The organism is Streptomyces lycii (genome assembly GCF_009735685.1).
GTDB lineage: Bacteria > Actinomycetota > Actinomycetes > Streptomycetales > Streptomycetaceae > Streptomyces > Streptomyces lycii.
This window is the reverse complement of record NZ_WHPN01000283.1, coordinates 35,738-53,660: the sequence shown is the minus strand read 5'-3', so window position 1 is coordinate 53,660 and position 17,923 is coordinate 35,738. Positions and strand designations below refer to the sequence as shown.

At 73.0% G+C, this 17,923-nt stretch carries 14 protein-coding genes and 1 tRNA gene; 9 read left to right on the top strand and 6 right to left on the bottom strand.

The genetic code is table 11. The features are described 5' to 3' along the window. Nucleotides 1–201: 201 nt before the first annotated feature. On the bottom strand, nucleotides 202–420 hold the full coding sequence (locus GCU69_RS15270; protein WP_156206349.1) for a DUF397 domain-containing protein: 219 nt from the start codon (nucleotides 418–420) through the stop codon (nucleotides 202–204). Beyond that, the gene (locus GCU69_RS15265) at nucleotides 401–1,255 is read right to left on the bottom strand and encodes a helix-turn-helix domain-containing protein (RefSeq protein WP_098754824.1); all 855 of its coding nucleotides are present in this window, start codon (nucleotides 1,253–1,255) and stop codon (nucleotides 401–403) included. Before GCU69_RS15265 ends, GCU69_RS15270 begins: the two co-directional genes overlap by 20 nt. 126 nt (nucleotides 1,256–1,381) lie before the next feature. Between GCU69_RS15265 and GCU69_RS15260 the strand changes: the two genes are divergently transcribed. The 3 genes from GCU69_RS15260 (at nucleotide 1,382) to GCU69_RS15250 (ending at nucleotide 6,486) form a co-directional block, all read left to right on the top strand. Then, entirely contained in the window at nucleotides 1,382–1,762 is a 381-nt protein-coding gene (locus GCU69_RS15260) for an ATP-binding protein (protein ID WP_098754825.1), read from the top strand. A gap of 253 nt (nucleotides 1,763–2,015) precedes the next feature. Beyond that, complete coding sequence (locus GCU69_RS15255; RefSeq protein WP_235978494.1) at nucleotides 2,016–2,345, top strand: trypco2 family protein; 330 nt, start codon at nucleotides 2,016–2,018, stop codon at nucleotides 2,343–2,345. A gap of 10 nt (nucleotides 2,346–2,355) precedes the next feature. Continuing rightward, nucleotides 2,356–6,486 (top strand): serine protease, encoded by a 4,131-nt coding sequence (locus GCU69_RS15250; protein WP_156206348.1) that lies wholly within the window; start codon nucleotides 2,356–2,358, stop codon nucleotides 6,484–6,486. A gap of 217 nt (nucleotides 6,487–6,703) precedes the next feature. On the opposite strand, the gene GCU69_RS15245 is transcribed toward GCU69_RS15250, so the two are convergent. Then, on the bottom strand, nucleotides 6,704–8,305 hold the full coding sequence (locus GCU69_RS15245; protein ID WP_156206347.1) for a M1 family aminopeptidase: 1,602 nt from the start codon (nucleotides 8,303–8,305) through the stop codon (nucleotides 6,704–6,706). Nucleotides 8,306–8,323: 18 nt separating this feature from the next. Further along, nucleotides 8,324–9,223, bottom strand: coding sequence for an SGNH/GDSL hydrolase family protein (locus GCU69_RS15240; RefSeq protein ID WP_218037930.1), 900 nt, complete (start codon nucleotides 9,221–9,223; stop codon nucleotides 8,324–8,326). Between the two features lie 112 nt (nucleotides 9,224–9,335). Here GCU69_RS15240 and GCU69_RS15235 point away from each other — a divergent pair, with 112 nt between their 5' ends. From GCU69_RS15235 to GCU69_RS15225, 3 genes are all read left to right on the top strand, one after another. Continuing rightward, nucleotides 9,336–10,010: a response regulator transcription factor gene (locus tag GCU69_RS15235; protein ID WP_098754828.1), complete on the top strand. Its 675-nt coding sequence runs from the start codon at nucleotides 9,336–9,338 to the stop codon at nucleotides 10,008–10,010. Further along, entirely contained in the window at nucleotides 10,007–11,443 is a 1,437-nt protein-coding gene (locus GCU69_RS15230; protein ID WP_156206345.1) for a sensor histidine kinase, read from the top strand. Before GCU69_RS15235 ends, GCU69_RS15230 begins: the two co-directional genes overlap by 4 nt. Before the next feature lie 77 nt (nucleotides 11,444–11,520). After that, nucleotides 11,521–11,991 carry a hypothetical protein gene (locus GCU69_RS15225; RefSeq protein WP_156206344.1) on the top strand — a complete coding sequence of 157 codons (471 nt, stop codon included), beginning with the start codon at nucleotides 11,521–11,523 and terminating at the stop codon, nucleotides 11,989–11,991. Between the two features lie 202 nt (nucleotides 11,992–12,193). Here GCU69_RS15225 and GCU69_RS15220 read toward each other — a convergent pair whose 3' ends face one another. Then, complete coding sequence (locus tag GCU69_RS15220; RefSeq protein WP_235978493.1) at nucleotides 12,194–13,402, bottom strand: acyltransferase family protein; 1,209 nt, start codon at nucleotides 13,400–13,402, stop codon at nucleotides 12,194–12,196. A gap of 358 nt (nucleotides 13,403–13,760) precedes the next feature. Here GCU69_RS15220 and GCU69_RS15215 point away from each other — a divergent pair, with 358 nt between their 5' ends. Continuing rightward, nucleotides 13,761–14,588: an alpha/beta fold hydrolase gene (locus tag GCU69_RS15215; RefSeq protein ID WP_156206342.1), complete on the top strand. Its 828-nt coding sequence runs from the start codon at nucleotides 13,761–13,763 to the stop codon at nucleotides 14,586–14,588. A 428-nt stretch (nucleotides 14,589–15,016) separates the two neighbouring features. Next, a complete protein-coding gene (locus GCU69_RS15210; RefSeq protein WP_098755349.1) occupies nucleotides 15,017–15,634 on the top strand; it encodes a DUF1707 SHOCT-like domain-containing protein in 618 nt (205 codons plus the stop codon). Between the two features lie 279 nt (nucleotides 15,635–15,913). Here GCU69_RS15210 and GCU69_RS15205 read toward each other — a convergent pair. Beyond that, a tRNA-Arg gene (locus GCU69_RS15205) sits at nucleotides 15,914–15,986 on the bottom strand. 171 nt (nucleotides 15,987–16,157) lie between these two features. Between GCU69_RS15205 and GCU69_RS15200 the strand changes: the two genes are divergently transcribed. Then, nucleotides 16,158–16,949 carry an SDR family NAD(P)-dependent oxidoreductase gene (locus tag GCU69_RS15200; RefSeq protein WP_098755350.1) on the top strand — a complete coding sequence of 264 codons (792 nt, stop codon included), beginning with the start codon at nucleotides 16,158–16,160 and terminating at the stop codon, nucleotides 16,947–16,949. The last annotated feature ends 974 nt before the right edge of the window (nucleotides 16,950–17,923 follow it).

Sequence of the window (17,923 nt, the reverse complement as noted above, 5' to 3'; positions counted from 1 at the left end):
CGCCCGCGAGTTCGGTCACACCGAACTCGCGCTCGGATGCAGCGGTACCACGGCGGCCGGGATTTCTCCTTGGAGCTGCAAGCGCAGCGGCAAGCAGAGTGATGGCGAAAAATCTTCATCGGACGCACAACCTCCTGCGCCCGATGAAGAAAACGAAGAGTGGCAAGCACGCAGCGCTGCAGGGTTGGACCGTCGTGGAAGTCAGGCCGTGGGTGCGTCCGAGTTCTTCAGGGCGCCGACGAAGGCGGACCAGCTGGGGGCGGGGATGAGCAGGACGGGGCCCTGAGGCGCCTTGGAGTCCCGGACCGGGACGACGCCGGGCACGTGGTCGGTGATCTCTACGCAGTCTCCGCCGGAGCCGTTGCTGTAGCTGCTCTTGTGCCAGACAGCGGCGCGCAAGTCAGTCTCGGGGCCTGTCATGTCGGAACTCCTCAGCCGTTGCCTCGATCATGCTCAGGGACGCCTCCGGCGGCAGTGCGGCGGCCCTGAGCAGATCGTACGACCTTCGGTAATCCGCCACGAGGCTCGGATCGTCGATGACGTCGCCGCTGTGCAGCGACTCCGTGTAGGCGAGCGGCGGGGCGTCGGCGAAGGTCAGGATCTTGGCCGTGCCGAGCATGAAGGGGTGTGGCCCACAGTCCCACGGGAGGACTTGTGGAAGGATGCGGCTGTGCCGCGCCAGCGATGCGATGCGTCCCAGTTGGGCAGCCGCTTCGTCCCGTGACAGCACAGGCTGCCGCAGGATCGACTCGTGCAGGACCACCCAATACTGGGGGACGCTGTGGTCGTCCTCGAACAGGCGGGCGCGGGCCAGGCGGGCGTTGACCTTCGTGTCCACCTCGTCGTCCGGCGCCAGCGGGTGTGTCGCCCGCACCACCGTGCGGGCGTACGCCTCGGTCTGCAGCAGGCCGGGGATGACGGTCGGCGACCACTCCTCGATGGTCAGGGCGTGCTTCTCCGCCTCCAGTACGCGTTCGAAGTACCCGGCGTGGCCGCTTCGTTTCGCCTTGCGGACGTCCTCGCAGCGGCGGCCGAAGAAGCCGTCGGTCGACAGCGCCCGGTCGATGTGGTGCGCCAGGTCCTCCGGCATGCGCCGCCGGCCGTGCTCGATCTCGCTGAGGTAACTCGGCGCGTAGAAGCTGCCCTCGACCGTCTCCTGGAGCGTGAGTCCGGCCTTCTCCCGCTTCCAGCGCAATTCCTTGCCGTAGAACGACGGGACGCTCGCCGAGCCGTCGATGTCCTTGCGTGGACCCACGTGGGCCGCCTTCCTCCACACGCTGTGCCGTGGAACCCGAAACCCTTCTACGGTACGCCGGTTCACGCCACTGTGTAACCAGGTAATCACGCACCGCAACACAACGCACAGGAAGGCGCACCACCCATGCATCTCACCGCACGCCCGCTCCTCCTCGAACTGACCGCCGTCCCCAAGGCCGTACCCGAGGCCCGGTGGGCCGTGCGCGAACATCTCGGGTGCCGCTGCCCGGACGTGGAGCTGTGCGTCACCGAACTCCTCACGAACGTCATCGGCCATGTCGGTGAGGGCACCGCGGTGTCGCTGCGGCTGACGCACACGGACGGGTGCACGCGGGTGGAGGTCACCGACCGGCAGCCGTACGCCTGGCCCGTGATGCGGCGGGCGGCCGACAGCGAGGAGGACGGGCGGGGGGTGTTCCTGCTCGACGCGGTGGCGCGGCGCTGGGGCGTGGACGACAGCCCGGGCGGCAAGACCGTGTGGTGCGAACTGCCCGAGCGGAGCTGACCGTACGGAACGCTGGGGGCCGGGGTGCCGGACGGCGTGACGGCGCTGCGGACGTACCGCACCGCGCACCGTGTCCCGCGCACCGCGCACCGCGCGCGCACCGCGCTCCATGTCCCGCGTCCCGTGCCCCGCGTCCCGCGTCCCGCGTCCGTGAGGATCTGTGTGTCCGTGAGGATCTGTGCGAAGCGCCCCGCCGCCGGTGGCGTCATCGATAGCATCAACCCGGCAGCAGCAGCCGTGACTTGGGGGGTTCATGGGGTCGTCGCAGGACGAGGGCACGGAGATCGGCCTCGCGGCCGCGCTCGGGGCGGTACGCCGGGAGCTGGCCAGGGCGGTCGAGGAGGCCGAGGCCGAGGGCGGACCCGTCCGGCTGGGCGTCACATCGCTGGAGCTGGAGCTGCAGACCACGCTCACCCGCAGCAACGACGTGGACGGCGGGATCAAGGTCCATGTGATTTCCGCGGGCGCCAAGCGGTCGCAGAGCGCCGGAGAGGTGCAGACGGTGCGGGTGCAGCTCGATGCCCGCACGGTGAACGGTGAACCCGTGAGGACGAAGGACCGGCTGGACCAACTGCCGCGGTGAGGGGGCCGGAGTGAGCCTGTTGCCCAATACGGCCGACACCGCCCCCCAGCCGGGCCGGGTCGCGCGGATCTGCGCGGAGATCCCGGTCGCGAAGCGGAAGGGCACCGCGAAATACGACTTCGGCAGCGGCTACCGGATCTCGGACCGCCTGGTGATCACCGCCGCCCATGTCGTCGGTGTCGTCGACGTGGGCGGCCCGGTGCGGGTGGACCTCGGCGGCGACGGTGACTTCCGGACGGCGGAGTGCGTGTGGAAGGACACGGTCGCGGACGTCGCCCTGCTGCGGTTCGACGAGCCCCCGCGGACCACGGTGGCACCCCTGCGCCTGGGGCGGGTGGACCGGTCGCGGTCCGGGGACGTCACGGCCCGCGCGATGGGCCACCCCGTGCACACCCGGTACGTGGACCGGCACACCGGTGAGGACGTACGGGGCAGAAGAGACGTGCCGTGTGTCGTACGCACCGCGGAGACCGGCTCTCCGGGCGCGCTGCGGATCCGCCTCGACGCGACCCCCGCCTCCGGCGCCCCCGGTGACAGTCCCTGGCAGGGCATGTCCGGGGCGGCGGTCCTGACGAAGGGGACCGGGCTGCTGGTCGGCGTGTTCCGGGAGCACGTCCTGTCGACCGGTGTCAGCGAGCACGAGATCTCCGGGCTGGACGCCGTCGACGACCCGCGATGGCGTGAGCTGCTGGACGAGGAGGACGTCGATCCCCGGCTGCGGCTGGAGCCCGCGGACGGCTGGGACCGTACGGGAGGGCAGCTCGCGCTCCACCACTGGGCCGTGGACCCGATGGCCACCGATCCGTCCCCCCTGACCTCGCACCGGGTGCCGTTCGTCGACCCGGGCGACGGGCACCCCGCCTCCCCGCGGAACCTCCTGGCCCGCCTCACCGAGTCGGCCGGGGACGCCCGGGACCCGAGAATCGGGGTGGTGCTGCACGGGCCGTCCGGGACGGGCAAGACCCGGCTGTGCCTGGAGACCGCCGCGCGCGCCGACCGGGAGGGCTGGCTGGTCGTGCATCTCGTGGGCGAGGCGTCCCTGAAGGAGGTCTGGGAGAGCGTCGGCCCGTACGGACGGAGCATCCTCGTCGTCGCCGACGAGTTCGACCATCTCGTGGACGACGAGAAGGGCGTCGCGCGGGTGCGGTCGGCCGCCCGGGGCGGCGGCGCGGAGTTCGCCGTACTGGTGCCCGCTCTGGAGGGAGGCCACGACCGGCCGCTGCTGGACTGTTTCGACAGGACGGCGGTGCCCGTCGACCGGGCGCACCACGACTCCATCCGGCGTGCGGCGGTGCGCACCCTGGCGTCCGCCGCCGCGGACCGGCACGGCGAACGCCGGATCGCCCGGCTGTGCGACGGGCCCCCGGTCATCGCGCTGCTGCTGGCCGGCTACTACGCGGGGGAGCACGAGCGGGGGCGGGACCTGAGCCAGGTCGTCCCCATCGACGCGGACTTCACCGTGTGGCTGCGGGACGTGCTGGACCGTGACGAGCTGCTCCGGCTCAGACCGGCCGAGCGCGGATCCCCGATCCGTACGGGCCGGACGCACCAGAAGCTCGTCGACGTCGCCCGGACGGTCGCCGCGGCGCCCCGGCCCCGCTCGGAGCTGGTCGCCGCGCTCACCGGCGGCGGGGCGGAAGCGAACGCCGGGGCGGAAGCGAACGCCGAGGAGGAAGCCGAAGCGCTGATCGGCATCCTGTGCGACGTCGGCGTGACACAGCAGCGCCGCGACACCATCCGCGTGGTGCACGGCCTGTACACCGACCAGCTGCTGTCCCGGGTGCTGCTGCTGGACCGCGGCCGGAAGGGCGTACGCAAGCCGGAGCTGGGCACCGTCCTGGCGGCCGGACTCAGGAACACCCAGACCCTCGGCAACGTCGCGAGGGCGATGAGTCGGCTCCACGACGCGCTGGCGGAGGAGCCCCGGCAACTCCTGGCCCGCGCCCTCGAAGCCTGGGCGGACGAGCACATCGAGCGGCTGGGCGAACTCACCTTCGAGGACTCCGAGGGCCGTGCGCTGCTCGTCCTCCTCCGCGGCCCCGCCTGGCAGCCGGTGATCCGGCGGCACGCGGAGCGGATCGTCGCTCCCTGGATCCGCCGCTACTACCAGCACCCCGGAGCCCGCCACGCGCTGCTGGCCGCGAAGGCGTACCTGGACCCGTCGTACGGCCGGAACTACCTGCTGGCCTGGCTCGACGCCAACGCCACCCACCCCGAGGCCGCCTACACCTTCCACCGGGTGCTGCCGACCGAGAACCGCGACCCCTCACTCGGCGAGTGGAGCGCGGACCGCATGTTCGAGCACCTGACCCGGTATCCGTACCGCATCGACGCCTCACGGGTGTACGACCGGCTGCTCGACACCGCCAAGGGCGTGGCCCTGCCGCACGGCGACCCCCGCGCGGTCCAGGCCGTCGGCTGGGCCCGGGGCTGGCTGCGCCGTCACGCCGGGCGCCCCGAGGCGAGATTCGTCGCGCCCACGCTGGTGCTGCGTCCGGAACTCACCGGGGGCGAACTGGCCGCCACCGCCCGCTATCTGCTGGACACGGTCGCCCCGGGAGAACCGGAATCGGCCAGTTACGTGTACGAACCCGTGCTCCGCCGGCAGCGGCTGCGCCGGGACCTGCCCGGCGCGATCTTCAAGCAGGCCGTACAGGACTCCCTGGCCTGGCTGGAGCACGAGGACAGCCACGGGCTCAGCGTCGAGGCCGGCTACGTCCTCGGGGAGCTGCTCGGCCGCGACCTGCCGGGCCGCGACGCCACCCCGGCCGCCGTCCAGCGGGCCTGGGCGTGGCTGGAACTCCACACCGACACCCGCGAGGCGGGCCTCGTCCTGGAACCGCTGCTCACCAAGGCACGCAAGTCCAGGGCCCGGGCCGACGCCATGCTCACCCCGGAGGAGTGCGAGGACATCGCCGACCGCACGGTGCGCTGGCTCGCCGGACCCGCGGGCGAGCGCCAGCAGCGTGTCGGCGTCCTCGGCGCGCTGCTGCGCACCAAGCTGCTCGACGACCGGCCGGAGGAGCTGCGCCGGCACGCGGCGACGGCCCTGGAGCTCTACGAGTCCCGGCCGGTCCCGACGGTGGCCCGCGCGCTGCTGCCGCCCCTGCTGGCCAAGCGGACGCTGGACGAGGAGTTCACGGAACGGCTGCTCACCGCCACGTTCGGCTATCTGCGCGGCCACACGCTGAGCGAGCACACCAGCTTCGTGCTCACCTCCCTGCTGAGCCACCCGCTGACCGGCGGCCGGTTCCGGGAGGCGCTGGCCGAGGTGCCCGTCTGGGTGGACGCCAATCCCCGGCAGAGCAGCGCGCTGCGGCTGCTGGCCGCCGCGCTGCGCAACCCCCGGACCCTGCCGGAGGACCGCCCGCTGCTGGCGGAGCGGGTGGTGAACGTGGTCACGCCGAATCTGCTGGCCACGGAGTCCGAACACCATCTCGTCGACACGATGCTGACGTACCGGCGCCAGGCGGAGCCCGAGTGGAACCGCTTCGTGGCGCGTGCCTGCCGGGTGCTCGCCGACGCCGGGCTGCCGGGCAACGCCATGAAGGTGCTGCGGCGGCTGCTCGACGGCGCCGACCGGCTGGAGGCCGCGACGCTGGAGAACCTCCATCTGACGTGCGTCACCTGGTGCGGCATGCACACCCGCACCACCCGCGCCTTCGAGCTGCTCGCCCCGGTCCTCGCGGCCCGCCCGCTGCCGCAGGACCTGCGGCGGGACGCGTCGTCGCTCGGCTACCGCATGCTCGCCTCGCGCACCCCGGGCACCCAGAACGCCATCAAGCTGCTGCTGGGACTGCTGCGGGACGGCGAACTCGGCGGCGTACCGGTCACGGAGTCGGACGCCGCGGACGGTGTGACGGCCCTGGACCGGGTGTTGGAGGCGGCCCTCGACTGGCTGGACAAGTGGCCGGACGACCGGAACGCGCCCACCCTGCTCCAGCACGTGTCCCACCGGTTGCGGCAGAACGCCCCCGCCGCCCCGGCCGACCCCGGCGGTGCCTACGAGAACCGGGTGCGGCGCGCGGTCGGCCACTGGGAGACATGGCTGGCCGGCCACCCGGAGGCGGACCCGGGAGCGCGCGCGGACGCGGAGTCGCACCGGGACGCGCTGCGGGAACGGCTGGCCCGGGAGCCGTGAGTGGCCGGCCCGCCCCTCAGCGCGCGCCCTGCGAGGTGACGTACCGCACGGCCCGGACGACGGCCTCGGGCTCGTCCACGCGGATGTGGTGGGCGCTGTTCCGCGAAAACGACGGCCTTCGGCTCCGGTCCGGTGCTCCCGCGGCGAGGGCGGAGGGGCGGGGCCCCGGCCGGCGCTCCCGGCAAGCACCGGCGCTTCCCGTCAAAGGGGCAGCGGCCTACGGTTCGAGCGGGCCGGGCCAGAGGTACGCGTCCGCGGGAACGGCCGCGCCGCGGAACCACGCCCGGAAGAAGCCGGTGAGGTCCTGCCCGGTGACCTCTTCCGCGAACTCCTCGAACCGCGGCCAGTCGGCGTAGGCACCGCGGTTCTCCCGCGGCCACCGCTTCAGCAGCCGGTCGAACGCCTTGTCGCCGACCTCCCGGCGCAGGGCGTGCAGGGCGAGCGGCCCCTTGTCGTACAGGGTCATCCCCGGTGTCCTGCCGGGGGCGTACAGCTCCTTCCAGAACGCGGGGTCGGCCTTCTCGGCGTGGACCTGCTCGCGGTAGCGGGCGTCGAGGTCGGCGCCGTCCTCGGCCTCGTCCCACAGCCAGGTGGCGTAGACGGCGAAGCACTCCGACAGGCACGTGTCCTCCGGCTGCCGGGGGGCGGCCGAAATCCCGTACCACTGGTGGGCCTGCTCGTGGACGACGGGATTGAGGGTCATGAACCGCTCGTTGCCGGCGCCGAGATACACCGGCCGGGTCTGCGGGGCGGTCGCCGGCCCGTCGTCGTTCACGTGGACGAACACGTTGCCGGCGGCCCCGAACGGGTACGGGCCGAACTTGCCGGAGAGGAACGTGAGAATGTCCGGCAACCGGTCCGCCAGTGGCTTGGCCGGTTTCCGCAAGCCGTCGGCGTAGGCGTTGACGACGGGGGTTCCGTCCGCGAGCACCGACCGTTCGAGGGTGAAGCGGTCGACGGACACGGCGACATGGGCCGGGTCGACGTCCGGCTCGGCCCAGCGGAACGTCGCCGTCGCAGCGGATGCGGGCCGCTCCGGCCGCACCGGTTCCTCCCGGCCGACCGATACGACGCTCCAGCCCTCGGGCACGCTCGCGGTCAGTCGGAAGTCCGCCTTGTCCCGGGCGTTCTCGTGGGCGGGGAACCACGCGCTGGAGTTCCCCATGAAGGCGGTGGCTCCGCCCGACTCGGTGGGCAGCCATCCGGCGCCGGGCGTTCCGTCGTACTCGATCCGGACCCGGAAGCCCGCGCCGCGGGCGATCGGTGTCGCCGGCACGATGACGAGGTCCTTCTCGCCGGTCCGGGAGAAGGACTCCGCCGCTGCCCGGTCCGCCGCCCCCGCACGCACCGTGTCCGGGTCCACCGTGACCGAGCGGACCGCCGGCCCGCTGAGGTGGAGGGTGAGGCTGTCCAGCGCCTCGGTCGCGGTGGCGCTCACCACTGTGACGCCGCGCAGGGTGCCGGAGTCCGGCTGGTAGCTCATCGTGATGTCGTAGCCGGACACGTCGTAGCCGGACGCCTCATTGCCGGACGCGTCGTAAGCGGACGCGTCGTTGTGCGATACGTCGTCGTCCTCCGCCACGTCGTCGTCCGTACCGGCACCGAGGCTCGTGTCGGCACCGAAGCCCGTACCGGCACCGAAGCCCGTACCGTTGCCGAAGTCCGTGACCGCGCCCGTCAGGACGCCTGCCAGCACGGCCGCGAGCACCAGCCGCCCGCGTCGGCCGCCCCCTTCCCGGACGCGGCCCGGGCCCGGCCGCGGGGGTGGTCCGGCGGCCCGGAGGCGGCGGTGGACGCGCCTGCTCCGTATGAGATCCATGAACGGCACGCTCTTTCGTCAGCAGCTCTGGAAGTGCTTGTCCGCGGACCAGCCGGTGTCGGCCCAGTCCTTCGCGGGCGCGGGGGAGAAGCCGGGGAACAACCGCGCCAACTCGCCGAGCAGCCATTTCGTGAAGGCCGCGGCACCCTGGGGGCAGGTGTGGACGCCGTCGGGGCTGCGGTACGCCCGACCGTCCTTGACTTGCTGGTACGTACTGCCCCACACCGCGCGGGCGTCGAGCATCCCGGCCGCCCTGTCGGACTGGCGGAGCGGGCCCGAGGATCCCGACGGCCCCGGTGAACCCGGCGAATCCGACGGCCCCGACGAATCCGACGGCCCCGGTGAACCCGCGGCGACCGCGCGGGCGACGTCCGGGGCGCGGTCCAGTTCGGCCAGGTGCGGCTCGTAGAAGTCGTCGGGCCTGATCGGTGGCGCGGTGACGAACACCAGCTCGGCCCCGGCCCGGTTCACGGTGGTCAGCAGCCTCTCGTACGCCGCCCGCTGCTCCTGCGGGGTGCCCCAGTCGTAGGTGGTGAGCTGGTGGACGACCAGGGTGGGTTCGGCGGAGGCGATCTGCCCGGGCAGCTTCTTCCAGTTCTTCTCCGAGAACGGTCCGACGACGTTTCCGCCGCCCTCGGAGGCAATCGACTCGAACTCGACGCCGCCGGCCTCGAAGGCGGCGGCCAGCGGCAGCGCCTCGCCCGCCGCGATGGAGTCGCCGAGGAGGAGCACCTTGGACAGCGCCGGGTTGCCGGGCGGCGGCGCGTCCGGCACGCCGGGTTCCCGGGAAGCGGTGGTCGTCCGGCCTGAGCAGGCGGCGGTGAGCAGAAGCAGCGCGGCCAGGCCCAGGACCCGGCGCTGTGTCCCGGTCGTGGACGTCATGAGGGTGGAGACCCCGGTCTCCGATGTCCGTTTCATGGCCACGACGCTGCCGCCGCCGTGTCCCCGGGGCTCCGCCGCTGTGTCGCGGACGTGTCGCAGGATTCCGCCGGCAAGGGTCTGCGGGCCGGGCGTTGCCCATACTGAGCGGGTGGCGGCGATACTGCTCATCGAGGACGATCCCCTGGTCCGGCGCGGACTCCAGCTGGCGCTGAGCAGACACGGACACGACGTCCGCACGGCGGACACCGGCGAGGACGGGCTGCGGGAGTTCCGCTCCGCCCCGCCCGGCCTCGTGGTGCTCGACCTGATGCTGCCGGGCATCGACGGCTTCGAGGTGTGCCGCCGCATCCGGGCCGAGGGCGAAGTGCCCGTGATCATGCTCACCGCGCGCGGTGACGACTTCGACGTCGTCGGCGGCCTGGCGGCGGGCGCGGACGACTACGTCGTCAAACCGGCGCAGCCCACCGTCCTCGACGCGCGGATCCGGGCGGTACTGCGCCGCAGCACCGGGACTTCCGACGGCGTACGGGTCCACCGCGACCTGCGCGTCGACTCCACGTCGCTGACGGTGTCGCTGCGCGGTGAGCCGGTGATGCTGACGCCGACCGAGCTGCGGCTGCTGCTGACCCTCTCCCGGGCACCCGGCCGGGTGTTCAGCCGGCAGCAACTGCTGGAGGAGGTGTGGGAGCTGGACTACCTCGGTGACTCGCGGCTGGTCGACAACTGCGTGCAGCGGCTGCGCGTGAAGATCGAGGACGGTTCGGGGGCCCCGGTGTACGTGCAGACGGTGCGCGGGTTCGGCTACCGGTTCGGGCCGGTGTGACCCGGCGACCGCGGCCACGTGGACTGCGGGCCCGGCTGCTGGTCGCGTTCGTGCTGGTGACCGTACTCGGGGCGGCCGCGGCGGCCTGGTCGAGCGCCGGATCGGCGAGGACCGCGCTGGTCACCTCGACGCAGCAGCGGCTCACCGAGGCCGTCACCGGCCGGATCGAGGCGGTCGTCCCCGAACTGCGGTATCCGCCGGACCGGGCCGCCCTCGACCGGCTGCGCGCCGCCGTCGGGTCGAACACGCTGGTGACGTACGAGGACATGAGGTCCGTCGGCGGCGCCGACACCGGTCTGGTCACCCGCGAACTGCGCGCCGCCGTACGCAGCCGGAACGCGCTCGTCACGCAGCGGATCACCGCCGGCGGCCGACCGTGGCTGCTGATCGGCACGCCGGTCACGATCACCGCGCCGGACGGTGCGCGCTCCCCGTCCGGCATCGAGGTGTACGCCGTACGCGACCTCGCCGGAGTCGAGCGGCAGACCGACGGCCTCACCCGGTCCGCCGTGAGCACCGCCGCGCTGGCGCTGCCGCCGGCGGTGCTGCTGGCGCTGCTGGCCTCGCGCAGCGTGCTGCGGCCGGTACGCGATCTCCGCGACACCGCGCGCCGGCTGGCCGCCGGGGACCTCGGCGCGCGGTTGCCGGTCCAGGGCGCCGACGAGCTGACCGAACTGACCGTCACCGTCAACGAGATGGCCGAGTCGCTGCAGACCTCGATGACGGCGATGCGGCGGATGCAGACCGACGCCAGGAGGTTCGCCGCCGACGTCTCCCACGAACTGCGCACCCCGCTGAGCACGCTGACGGCCGTGGTGGAGGTGCTGGCGACCGCGGCGGACGGGATGGAGGCGGACGCGCGGGAGTCCGCGGAACTGGCGATCACGGAGACCCACCGGCTGGTCCGGCTCGTCGAGGATCTGATGGAGGTGTCCCGGTTCGACGCCGGTACGGCCCGGTTGCGGTTGGAGGACGTCGACGTGACCGGCGCCGTACGGGACTGTCTGCGCGCCCGGGGCTGGCTGGAAGAGATCGAACTGACCGCGGCGGAGGAGATCGTGCTGCGGCTGGACCGGCGCAGGCTGGACGTCGTCGTGGCCAACCTCGCCGGGAACGCGCTGCGGCACGGTGAACCGCCGGTGCGCGTGCACGTATCGGCGTCCCGCGAACAGGTGCGGATCGAGGTCACCGACAGCGGGCCGGGCCTGCCCGCGGACGTGCTGCCGCACGTGTTCGACCGCTTCTACAAGGCCGACGCCGTACGCACCCGGACCCCGGGCAGTGGGCTCGGACTGGCGATCGCGCTGGAGAACGCCCGGCTGCACGGCGGCGACGTGACCGCGGGCCGGGCCGAGGGCGGGGGCGCGCGGTTCGTCCTGCGGCTGCCGCGGGACCGGGACCCGGAGGACGGGCGAGCCGGGTGGGACGTATGAGCCGGGTGAGCCGCGTGAGATGGGTGAGACGGGTGGGACGAGTAGGGCGGGCGATACGAGTAGGACGGGCGGGACCGGTGGCCGTGTGGTGCGCGGCAGCGGCTGTGCTGCTCGCGGGCTGCGGGGTCCAGCCCTCCGGGGTGACCGGCGGGGGCGAGGCCCCGACGGGCGTGGCGCCCGGGGTGACGCTGTACTTCGTGGACGCGGGGGGCGAACTCCGGCCGCAGCTGCGGCCGACCGGCCGCCTGGGCACGGTCTCCGACGCGGTGCAACTGCTGCTGACGGGGCTCGGCGACTCGGACCTGCGTACGGAGATCGCGCCGACCACGACACCCCGGGTCGTGGTGACCAGCACGCCGGACGTCCTCCGGATCGAGGTGCCGTTGACGATCGACGACGTGACACCGCTGGGCATCGACCAGATCGTGTGCACGGCGCTGGGCGTTCACGTGCAGGGCGGCGGCTCGCGGGACACGAGGGCGCAGGTCCGGTTCACGCTGCCGACGCCGGAGTCGGAGAAGCACCGGAGGTGTCCGGTGACCGGGTGACCCGGCTTTTCGGAGGCTGGTCGTCTTTCGGGTCGTCTCTCCGGTCGTCTTCCCGGGGGCGGCCCGGGAGCCCGGCAGCCCGCGGCCCCGGAGCGCGGTGGCTCGTAACCCGGTGTCCCCGGATGCGCGGTGGCGAGGGAGCCCGCGGAGCACCGAGGGGCGGTGTCCGGGCGTGGGGCCGCGGCGGCGGCCCACCGACCGCTCACTCCAGCCGCGTGATGTCGACGGTGGCCGGGGCCGGGGCGGGCACCGCCCACCACAGCGCGGCGAGGCCGGTCATGAGCGCGGCGAACGCGAGGGCACCGCCACGGCCCCGGGCCCACCCGGCGCGGTACCGGACCGGGTCCTCGACCAGATACTTCGACAGCGCGGCCAGACCGGTCGACACGGCGCACACCAGCACGGTCCGGGACCACTCGCCGAGTCCGGCCAGATGCGGGGAGAGCAGCACGATGACGGGCCAGTGCCACAGATACAGGCCGTACGACACCAGCCCGAACCACCGCAGCGGCTGCCGGGCGAGAAGTACGGCGAGCCACGTACGAGGCGCCCGCACGCACAGGCCGATGAGCAGCGCGGAGGCCAGTGAGTGCGCGAAGAGCCCGCCGTGGAACAGCCACAGCGAGTCCGTCCCGTCCACGAACGTCCACGCCGTCACGATTCCGGCGGCCAACAGCACCGACACGGCCCCCGCCGACCGGCCGGCCGCGCGGGCCGGCACGTCACGCACCGGCCGGGTGGCGACCAGGGCGCCGAGCAGCAGGGAGAAGGCCCGGGTGTCGGTACCGGTGTAGACCCGGGACGGGTCCGCGGCGTCGACGAGCGCGATCATCAGCGCCAGGGAGACGGCCGAGCCCAGACCGGCGGCCACCGCGAGCCGGCGGCGCACCTCCATCGGCCCGCCGCCCCGGGCGAGGACCAGCACCAGCACCGGCCACACCAGGTAGAACTGTTCCTCGACCGCGACGCTCCACAGGTGTTCGAACACCCGCCCGGGCCCGAACCGGTCCCAGTACCCGGCCGACTCGGCGAGCAGATGCCAGTTGAGCAGGTTCAGCTGCACCCACGGGCCGTCGTCGAGGGTCGTACGCAAAAGGCCCGGCGGCCCGGCCGCCCGGACCAGCACGGTCACCGAGGCCAGTACGGCCGCCAACGCGGGCAGCAGCCGCCGGGCCCGCCTCGCCCAGAAGGCGGCCGGCGAGACGGTACCGGTCGCGTCGGTCTCGCGCAGCAGCAGATCGGTGATGAGGTAACCGGACAGGGCGAAGAAGAGGTCCACCCCGAGGAAGCCGCCGGACAGCTGGCCGGTGTGAAACAGCAGTACACCGAGGATCGCGACACCACGCAGCCCGTCCAACGCGGGCAGCCGCCCCGCGCGCCCGGCGCCGACCGGGACGTCCGTGCCCGGCACGGCTCCCGCGCCCGGTGTTCCGGTGCGCGGCGCTGTTCGTGTGTCCGGTGTTCCGGTGCGCGGCGCTGTTCGTGTGTCCGGTGTTGCGGTGTCCGGTGCCGCTCCCGTGCCCGGTGTTGCGGTGTCCGGTGATGCTCCCGCGCCCAGCGTCCCGGTGCTCACCGTTGCCCGGGCGGGCGGCGCTCCCGGAGCAGGCGTCCCTCCACCCGTCTCAACTGACGTCATGGCGCCGAACGTGCCGCACCCGTGTCGGGAGGCCGTCCACGCCGTGTCGCAGTCGTGTCGTACCCGACGACCCCATGTATCGTCCGGCGGCGGCGACAGCGAGTCGCCGACCCGAGGCGGACAGGAACGAACCATGGAATGGGCACCGGCCGAGGAGTTCGAGACGCCCCAAGGGACCGTGCGGTGGGCGGCCTTCGGCAGCGGTGACCCGGTCGTGCTCGTGCACGGCACGCCGTACTCCTCGTACCTCTGGCGGGACATCGCCCCGGCGATGGCTCGCACCAGAAAGGTCTACGTCTTCGACCATCTCGGCTTCGGCCGTTCCGACCGGTGCGGGGGCCAGGACCTGAGCCTGGCGGCGCACGCGCGGAACTTCGCCGGGCTCCTCGGCCACTGGGGCCTGTCCCGCCCGAGCGTCGTCGCCCACGACATCGGCGGCGCGGTGGCCCTGCGGACCCTGCTGCTGGAAGGGGCCGGGTACCGGGACCTCACGCTGTTCGACGCGGTGAGCGGCGGAGAGTGGGAGCGAGGGCTGTTCCGTCTCATCCTGGAGCACCCGGACGTGTTCCGCGGGCTGCCGGACTACGCCCACGAGGCGCTGGTCGTGAGCCATCTGCGGCACGCGACCCACGTGGGCCTGCGGCCCGAGGCGCTCGATGCGTACGCGGCACCGTGGCGCGGTGCCGCGGGGCAGGCGGCGTTCTACCGCCAGTACAGCCAGATCAGGCAGGCGGACACGGCGGAGTACGAACACCTGCTGCGCGACCTGACGTTGCCGGTGCGCCTCATCTGGGGCCGTGAGGACCGGATCCTGCCGCCGGAGTACGCCGAGTGGCTGCACGCCAGGCTGCCGCACGCGGAACTGCACTGGATCGAGAACGCGGGCCACCTCCTGCAGGAGGACGCACCGGCCAGGCTGCTGTCACTGCTGACGGCGGAGTTCACGGCGACCGGCGGCTGACGGCCCCGGGGCCGGGGGCCGGGAGGACCGGGAGGAGGACCGGGAGAGGCGAATTTCCCATCGGGGCGGGGCAGGGGCAGGGGCAGCGGCGGGGGGCTAAGGAGCGCGCACCGGACAGGCGCGGACAACCGTCGAAGGCCGGACCGGCACCGCTGTGACGACTGCGTCGGTGACACCGGCGACATCGGTACACCGGTGACATCGGTGGCGTCGTTGCCCTCGGAGGTGGCGGTGCCGACGAACAGGGCCGCAGGAGGCCCGAAGACGAAAGTGGCGGGCGAAGACCGCCACAGGACCGGCGAACTCGCGGACAGGGCAAGGCTCCACCGGGCAGAGTGCCCGAACCGCCCCTTGGCCGCCGGGAACCGACGTGTGCGGTCCCGGCCCGCCGGGTTCACCCCGCGCGCCGGCTGCTTATCCTTACGGCCATGACCGCCCAGCCTCCGGAGCCCTCTCCGCGCCCCGCTCCGTCAGCAGAGCTTCGTGCTTCTCACGACGACAGGGAAGCAGTGGTGGAGCAACTGCGCGATGCGGCAGCCGATGGGCGGATCGATCTCGACGAGCTGGACGCGCGCCTGGAACAGGCGCTGCGGTCCAGGACGTACGCCGAGTTGGCCGTCCTGACCGCGGACCTGCCCAGCCCGAAGTCCTCCGAGAGCCGGCCGCCGCTGGTACTCAAGGGCGGCATGCACGGCGCGTCCCGAGGCCCCGGCCGCTGGGAGGTGCCCGGGCACGTGATCGCCCGCGGAGGCATGGGCGGCGTGAAGATTGACTTCTCCCGGACCGAGTGCCGCCTCACCGAGGTCGTGGTGGAGGCGTACGGGGAGACGGCTGGTGTCACGATCGTCATCCCCGACGCCTGGGCCGCGGACACCAGCGGCATGGATCCCGGCTTCGGCGGCGTGAAGGACAAGACCACTCCCGACCGGCTCCCGGGAACTCCGCTGATCCGGCTCACCGGGGCCGGCGGCATGGCGGGAGTGGTCGTACGCCACCCCAACCGCTGGGAACGACGCAAGCTGCGCAGCAACCCGACGCACGGCTAGCCACTGCTCCGAGCCGTTGACCAAACCTCAACCGGCCGGCCGCGGCCGTCCGCGCTCGCTGAACCGTCCGGCGATGCCCGGGCAACGCCGTCCCTGCACCACCCGGACGGCATGGTGCGTGAACTGCGGTCACCCACCCGAACGCGCCCCACGAAGGCTGAGCCAGGGCCCGGGCCGGCCGGGACCACAACGGACTCAGCGCCGCGAGCGCGACCCGTGCATGATCACGTAGAAGGGCCAGTTCCAGAGGATCAAGCCCCTGAACTGGCCCTTGTGAAGTGCCCCCGGCAGGATTCGAACCTGCGACACCCGCTTTAGGAGAGCGGTGCTCTATCCCCTGAGCTACGGAGGCGTGGCGGCGCGGCCGGTGCTCGGCCGCAGTGCTGCCGACAGTGTAGCGGGTGGTGATCCAGCGCCTGGCGGGCGCAGTATTTGACAAGAGAGTTGCCTCATATTGCCACAGGCTTGCCTCTTCGGTACTGTTGGCTCAACCGCCGAGTCAGGACTGGGAACGGGAGGCCCTATGCGTATCGACGGAGCGACCGTGCTGCTTACCGGGGCGACCGGCGGCATCGGACGGGCGCTGGCGCACCAACTGTCCGAGGCGGGAGCCTGTCTGGTCATGACCGGGCGCCGGGCGGACGCCTTGGAACCGCTGGCCGCCGAGCTGGGGGCCCGGTACGTGACCGCCGATCTCGGCGAGCGCGGTGACGTGGCGCGGCTCGCGGACGTGTGCGAGGACACCGACATCCTGGTGGCCAACGCCGCCGTGCCCGCCAGCGGGGACCTGCTGGAGTACACGGTCGACCAGGTCGACCGGGCCCTGGAAGTGAACCTGCGCGCTCCGGTCGTACTGGCCCGGCTGCTGGCGCCCCGCATGGTCGCCGTCGGGCGGGGGCATCTCGCCTTCGTCGGCTCCATGTCGGGCAAGGCCGCCACGCCCTTGTCCTCCCTGTACACCGCGAGCAAGTTCGGGCTGCGGGGCTTCGCGCACAGCCTGCGGCAGGATCTGCGCGGCGCCGGTGTGGGGGTCTCGCTCGTCCAGCCGGGTTTCGTGGGGGAGGCGGGCATGTTCGCCGATACGGGTGCGCCCGTGCCCGGTGGCCTGCGCACCGTGTCGCCGGAGCAGGTGGCCACCGCCGTGGTCGGCGCCATCCGGACAGGCCGTGCCGAGGTCAACATCGCCCCCTGGAAACTCCGGCTGAACTGCGCGCTGGCCGGGCAGTTCCCAGGATTCACCGGGAGGAAGCAGCCCGAGGGCGAGGCGCGGAACGTTGCTCACCGGATCGTGGAGGCCCAGCGGGCCGCCCGCTGAAAGAGCCCGGCAGTCGTCTTTCGTGAGCTACGTCGGGTCCCGTGCTCGTTGCGCCCGTTGCTGGTGGAAGCCGTGCTGGTTGAACCCCTGTGCGGGTCGGACCCTGCGTGGGTCGGACCTCGCGCCGGGTGGATCTCCGCGCCGGTCGGCTTCCGTTTCGGTCCTACCGGGTGCCGGTGGGGCCCGGTGTGCTGGTCGGACCCCGTGCCGGTTCAAGCTCAGGCCACTGCCACTGCCACTGCCGGTCCCGGTGCCGGTTCAAGGCCCGCCCCGGCGCCGGGCAGGATCCGTTTCCGCCCCGCGCCGGATCTCCGCGGCCGGGGCGCCCGCAGCCGGGAGTCCCCTCGGGCCGCCGGCACGCCGCGCGACCGGGACCGTTCCCAACGAGACCGCTCCCAACGGGACCGTCGCAGCGCGGCCCGCCGTGCCCGGGACGTTGCTCCCCGGTCGGCCCCGCAGAAACCACCACACCGGTCAGGGCCCGGCTGCGGGAGTTCAGGGCCCCGGGCCGGCCACCGCGCACTCCGCCCACACGGTTTCCCGGGGCCGGTGCGGTCCTGGACGCCCCAGCGGACGGCAACCGTCTCGACCAGGGCCAGGCCGCGCCCGTCCACCTCCCGGGCCGGGTTGCCGGACACGGGGAGGACCGGGCTGGTGACGGAGACGGGGAGGACCGGGCTGGTGTCGGACGCCTCGCCACCAACTGCCCGCCGTCCCCAGTTCGAACTCGGTCGTCGTCCGGCCCAGGGGTCTCGTGTGGACGGGGTCGTCGTCCGGCCCAGGGGTCTCGTGTGGACGGGGTCGTCGTCCGGCTCAGGACACCCGTGCCGACAGGGCCGTCGTCCCGCCCAGGACCCCTGTCGACGCGACCGGTGCAGGTCGCGTGACCCGGATTCGCCGCGGAAGCGGTTACCGGTACCCGGACCCCCGGGCCGGGACGGCGGCCGTTGTACCCGGCGGCCGCCGTCCCGGGG

Excerpts from the sequence above, each read along its gene's own strand:
- GCU69_RS15210 (WP_098755349.1), top strand. The coding sequence starts at position 15,017 with ATGACCGCCCAGCCTCCGGAGCCCTCTCCGCGCCCCGCTCCGTCAGCA.
- GCU69_RS15215 (WP_156206342.1), top strand. The coding sequence starts at position 13,761 with ATGGAATGGGCACCGGCCGAGGAGTTCGAGACGCCCCAAGGGACCGTG.
- GCU69_RS15270 (WP_156206349.1), bottom strand. The coding sequence starts at position 420 with ATGACAGGCCCCGAGACTGACTTGCGCGCCGCTGTCTGGCACAAGAGC.
- GCU69_RS15260 (WP_098754825.1), top strand. The coding sequence starts at position 1,382 with ATGCATCTCACCGCACGCCCGCTCCTCCTCGAACTGACCGCCGTCCCC.
- GCU69_RS15245 (WP_156206347.1), bottom strand. The coding sequence starts at position 8,305 with ATGGATCTCATACGGAGCAGGCGCGTCCACCGCCGCCTCCGGGCCGCC.
- GCU69_RS15200 (WP_098755350.1), top strand. The coding sequence starts at position 16,158 with ATGCGTATCGACGGAGCGACCGTGCTGCTTACCGGGGCGACCGGCGGC.
- GCU69_RS15255 (WP_235978494.1), top strand. The coding sequence starts at position 2,016 with ATGGGGTCGTCGCAGGACGAGGGCACGGAGATCGGCCTCGCGGCCGCG.
- GCU69_RS15240 (WP_218037930.1), bottom strand. The coding sequence starts at position 9,223 with ATGAAACGGACATCGGAGACCGGGGTCTCCACCCTCATGACGTCCACG.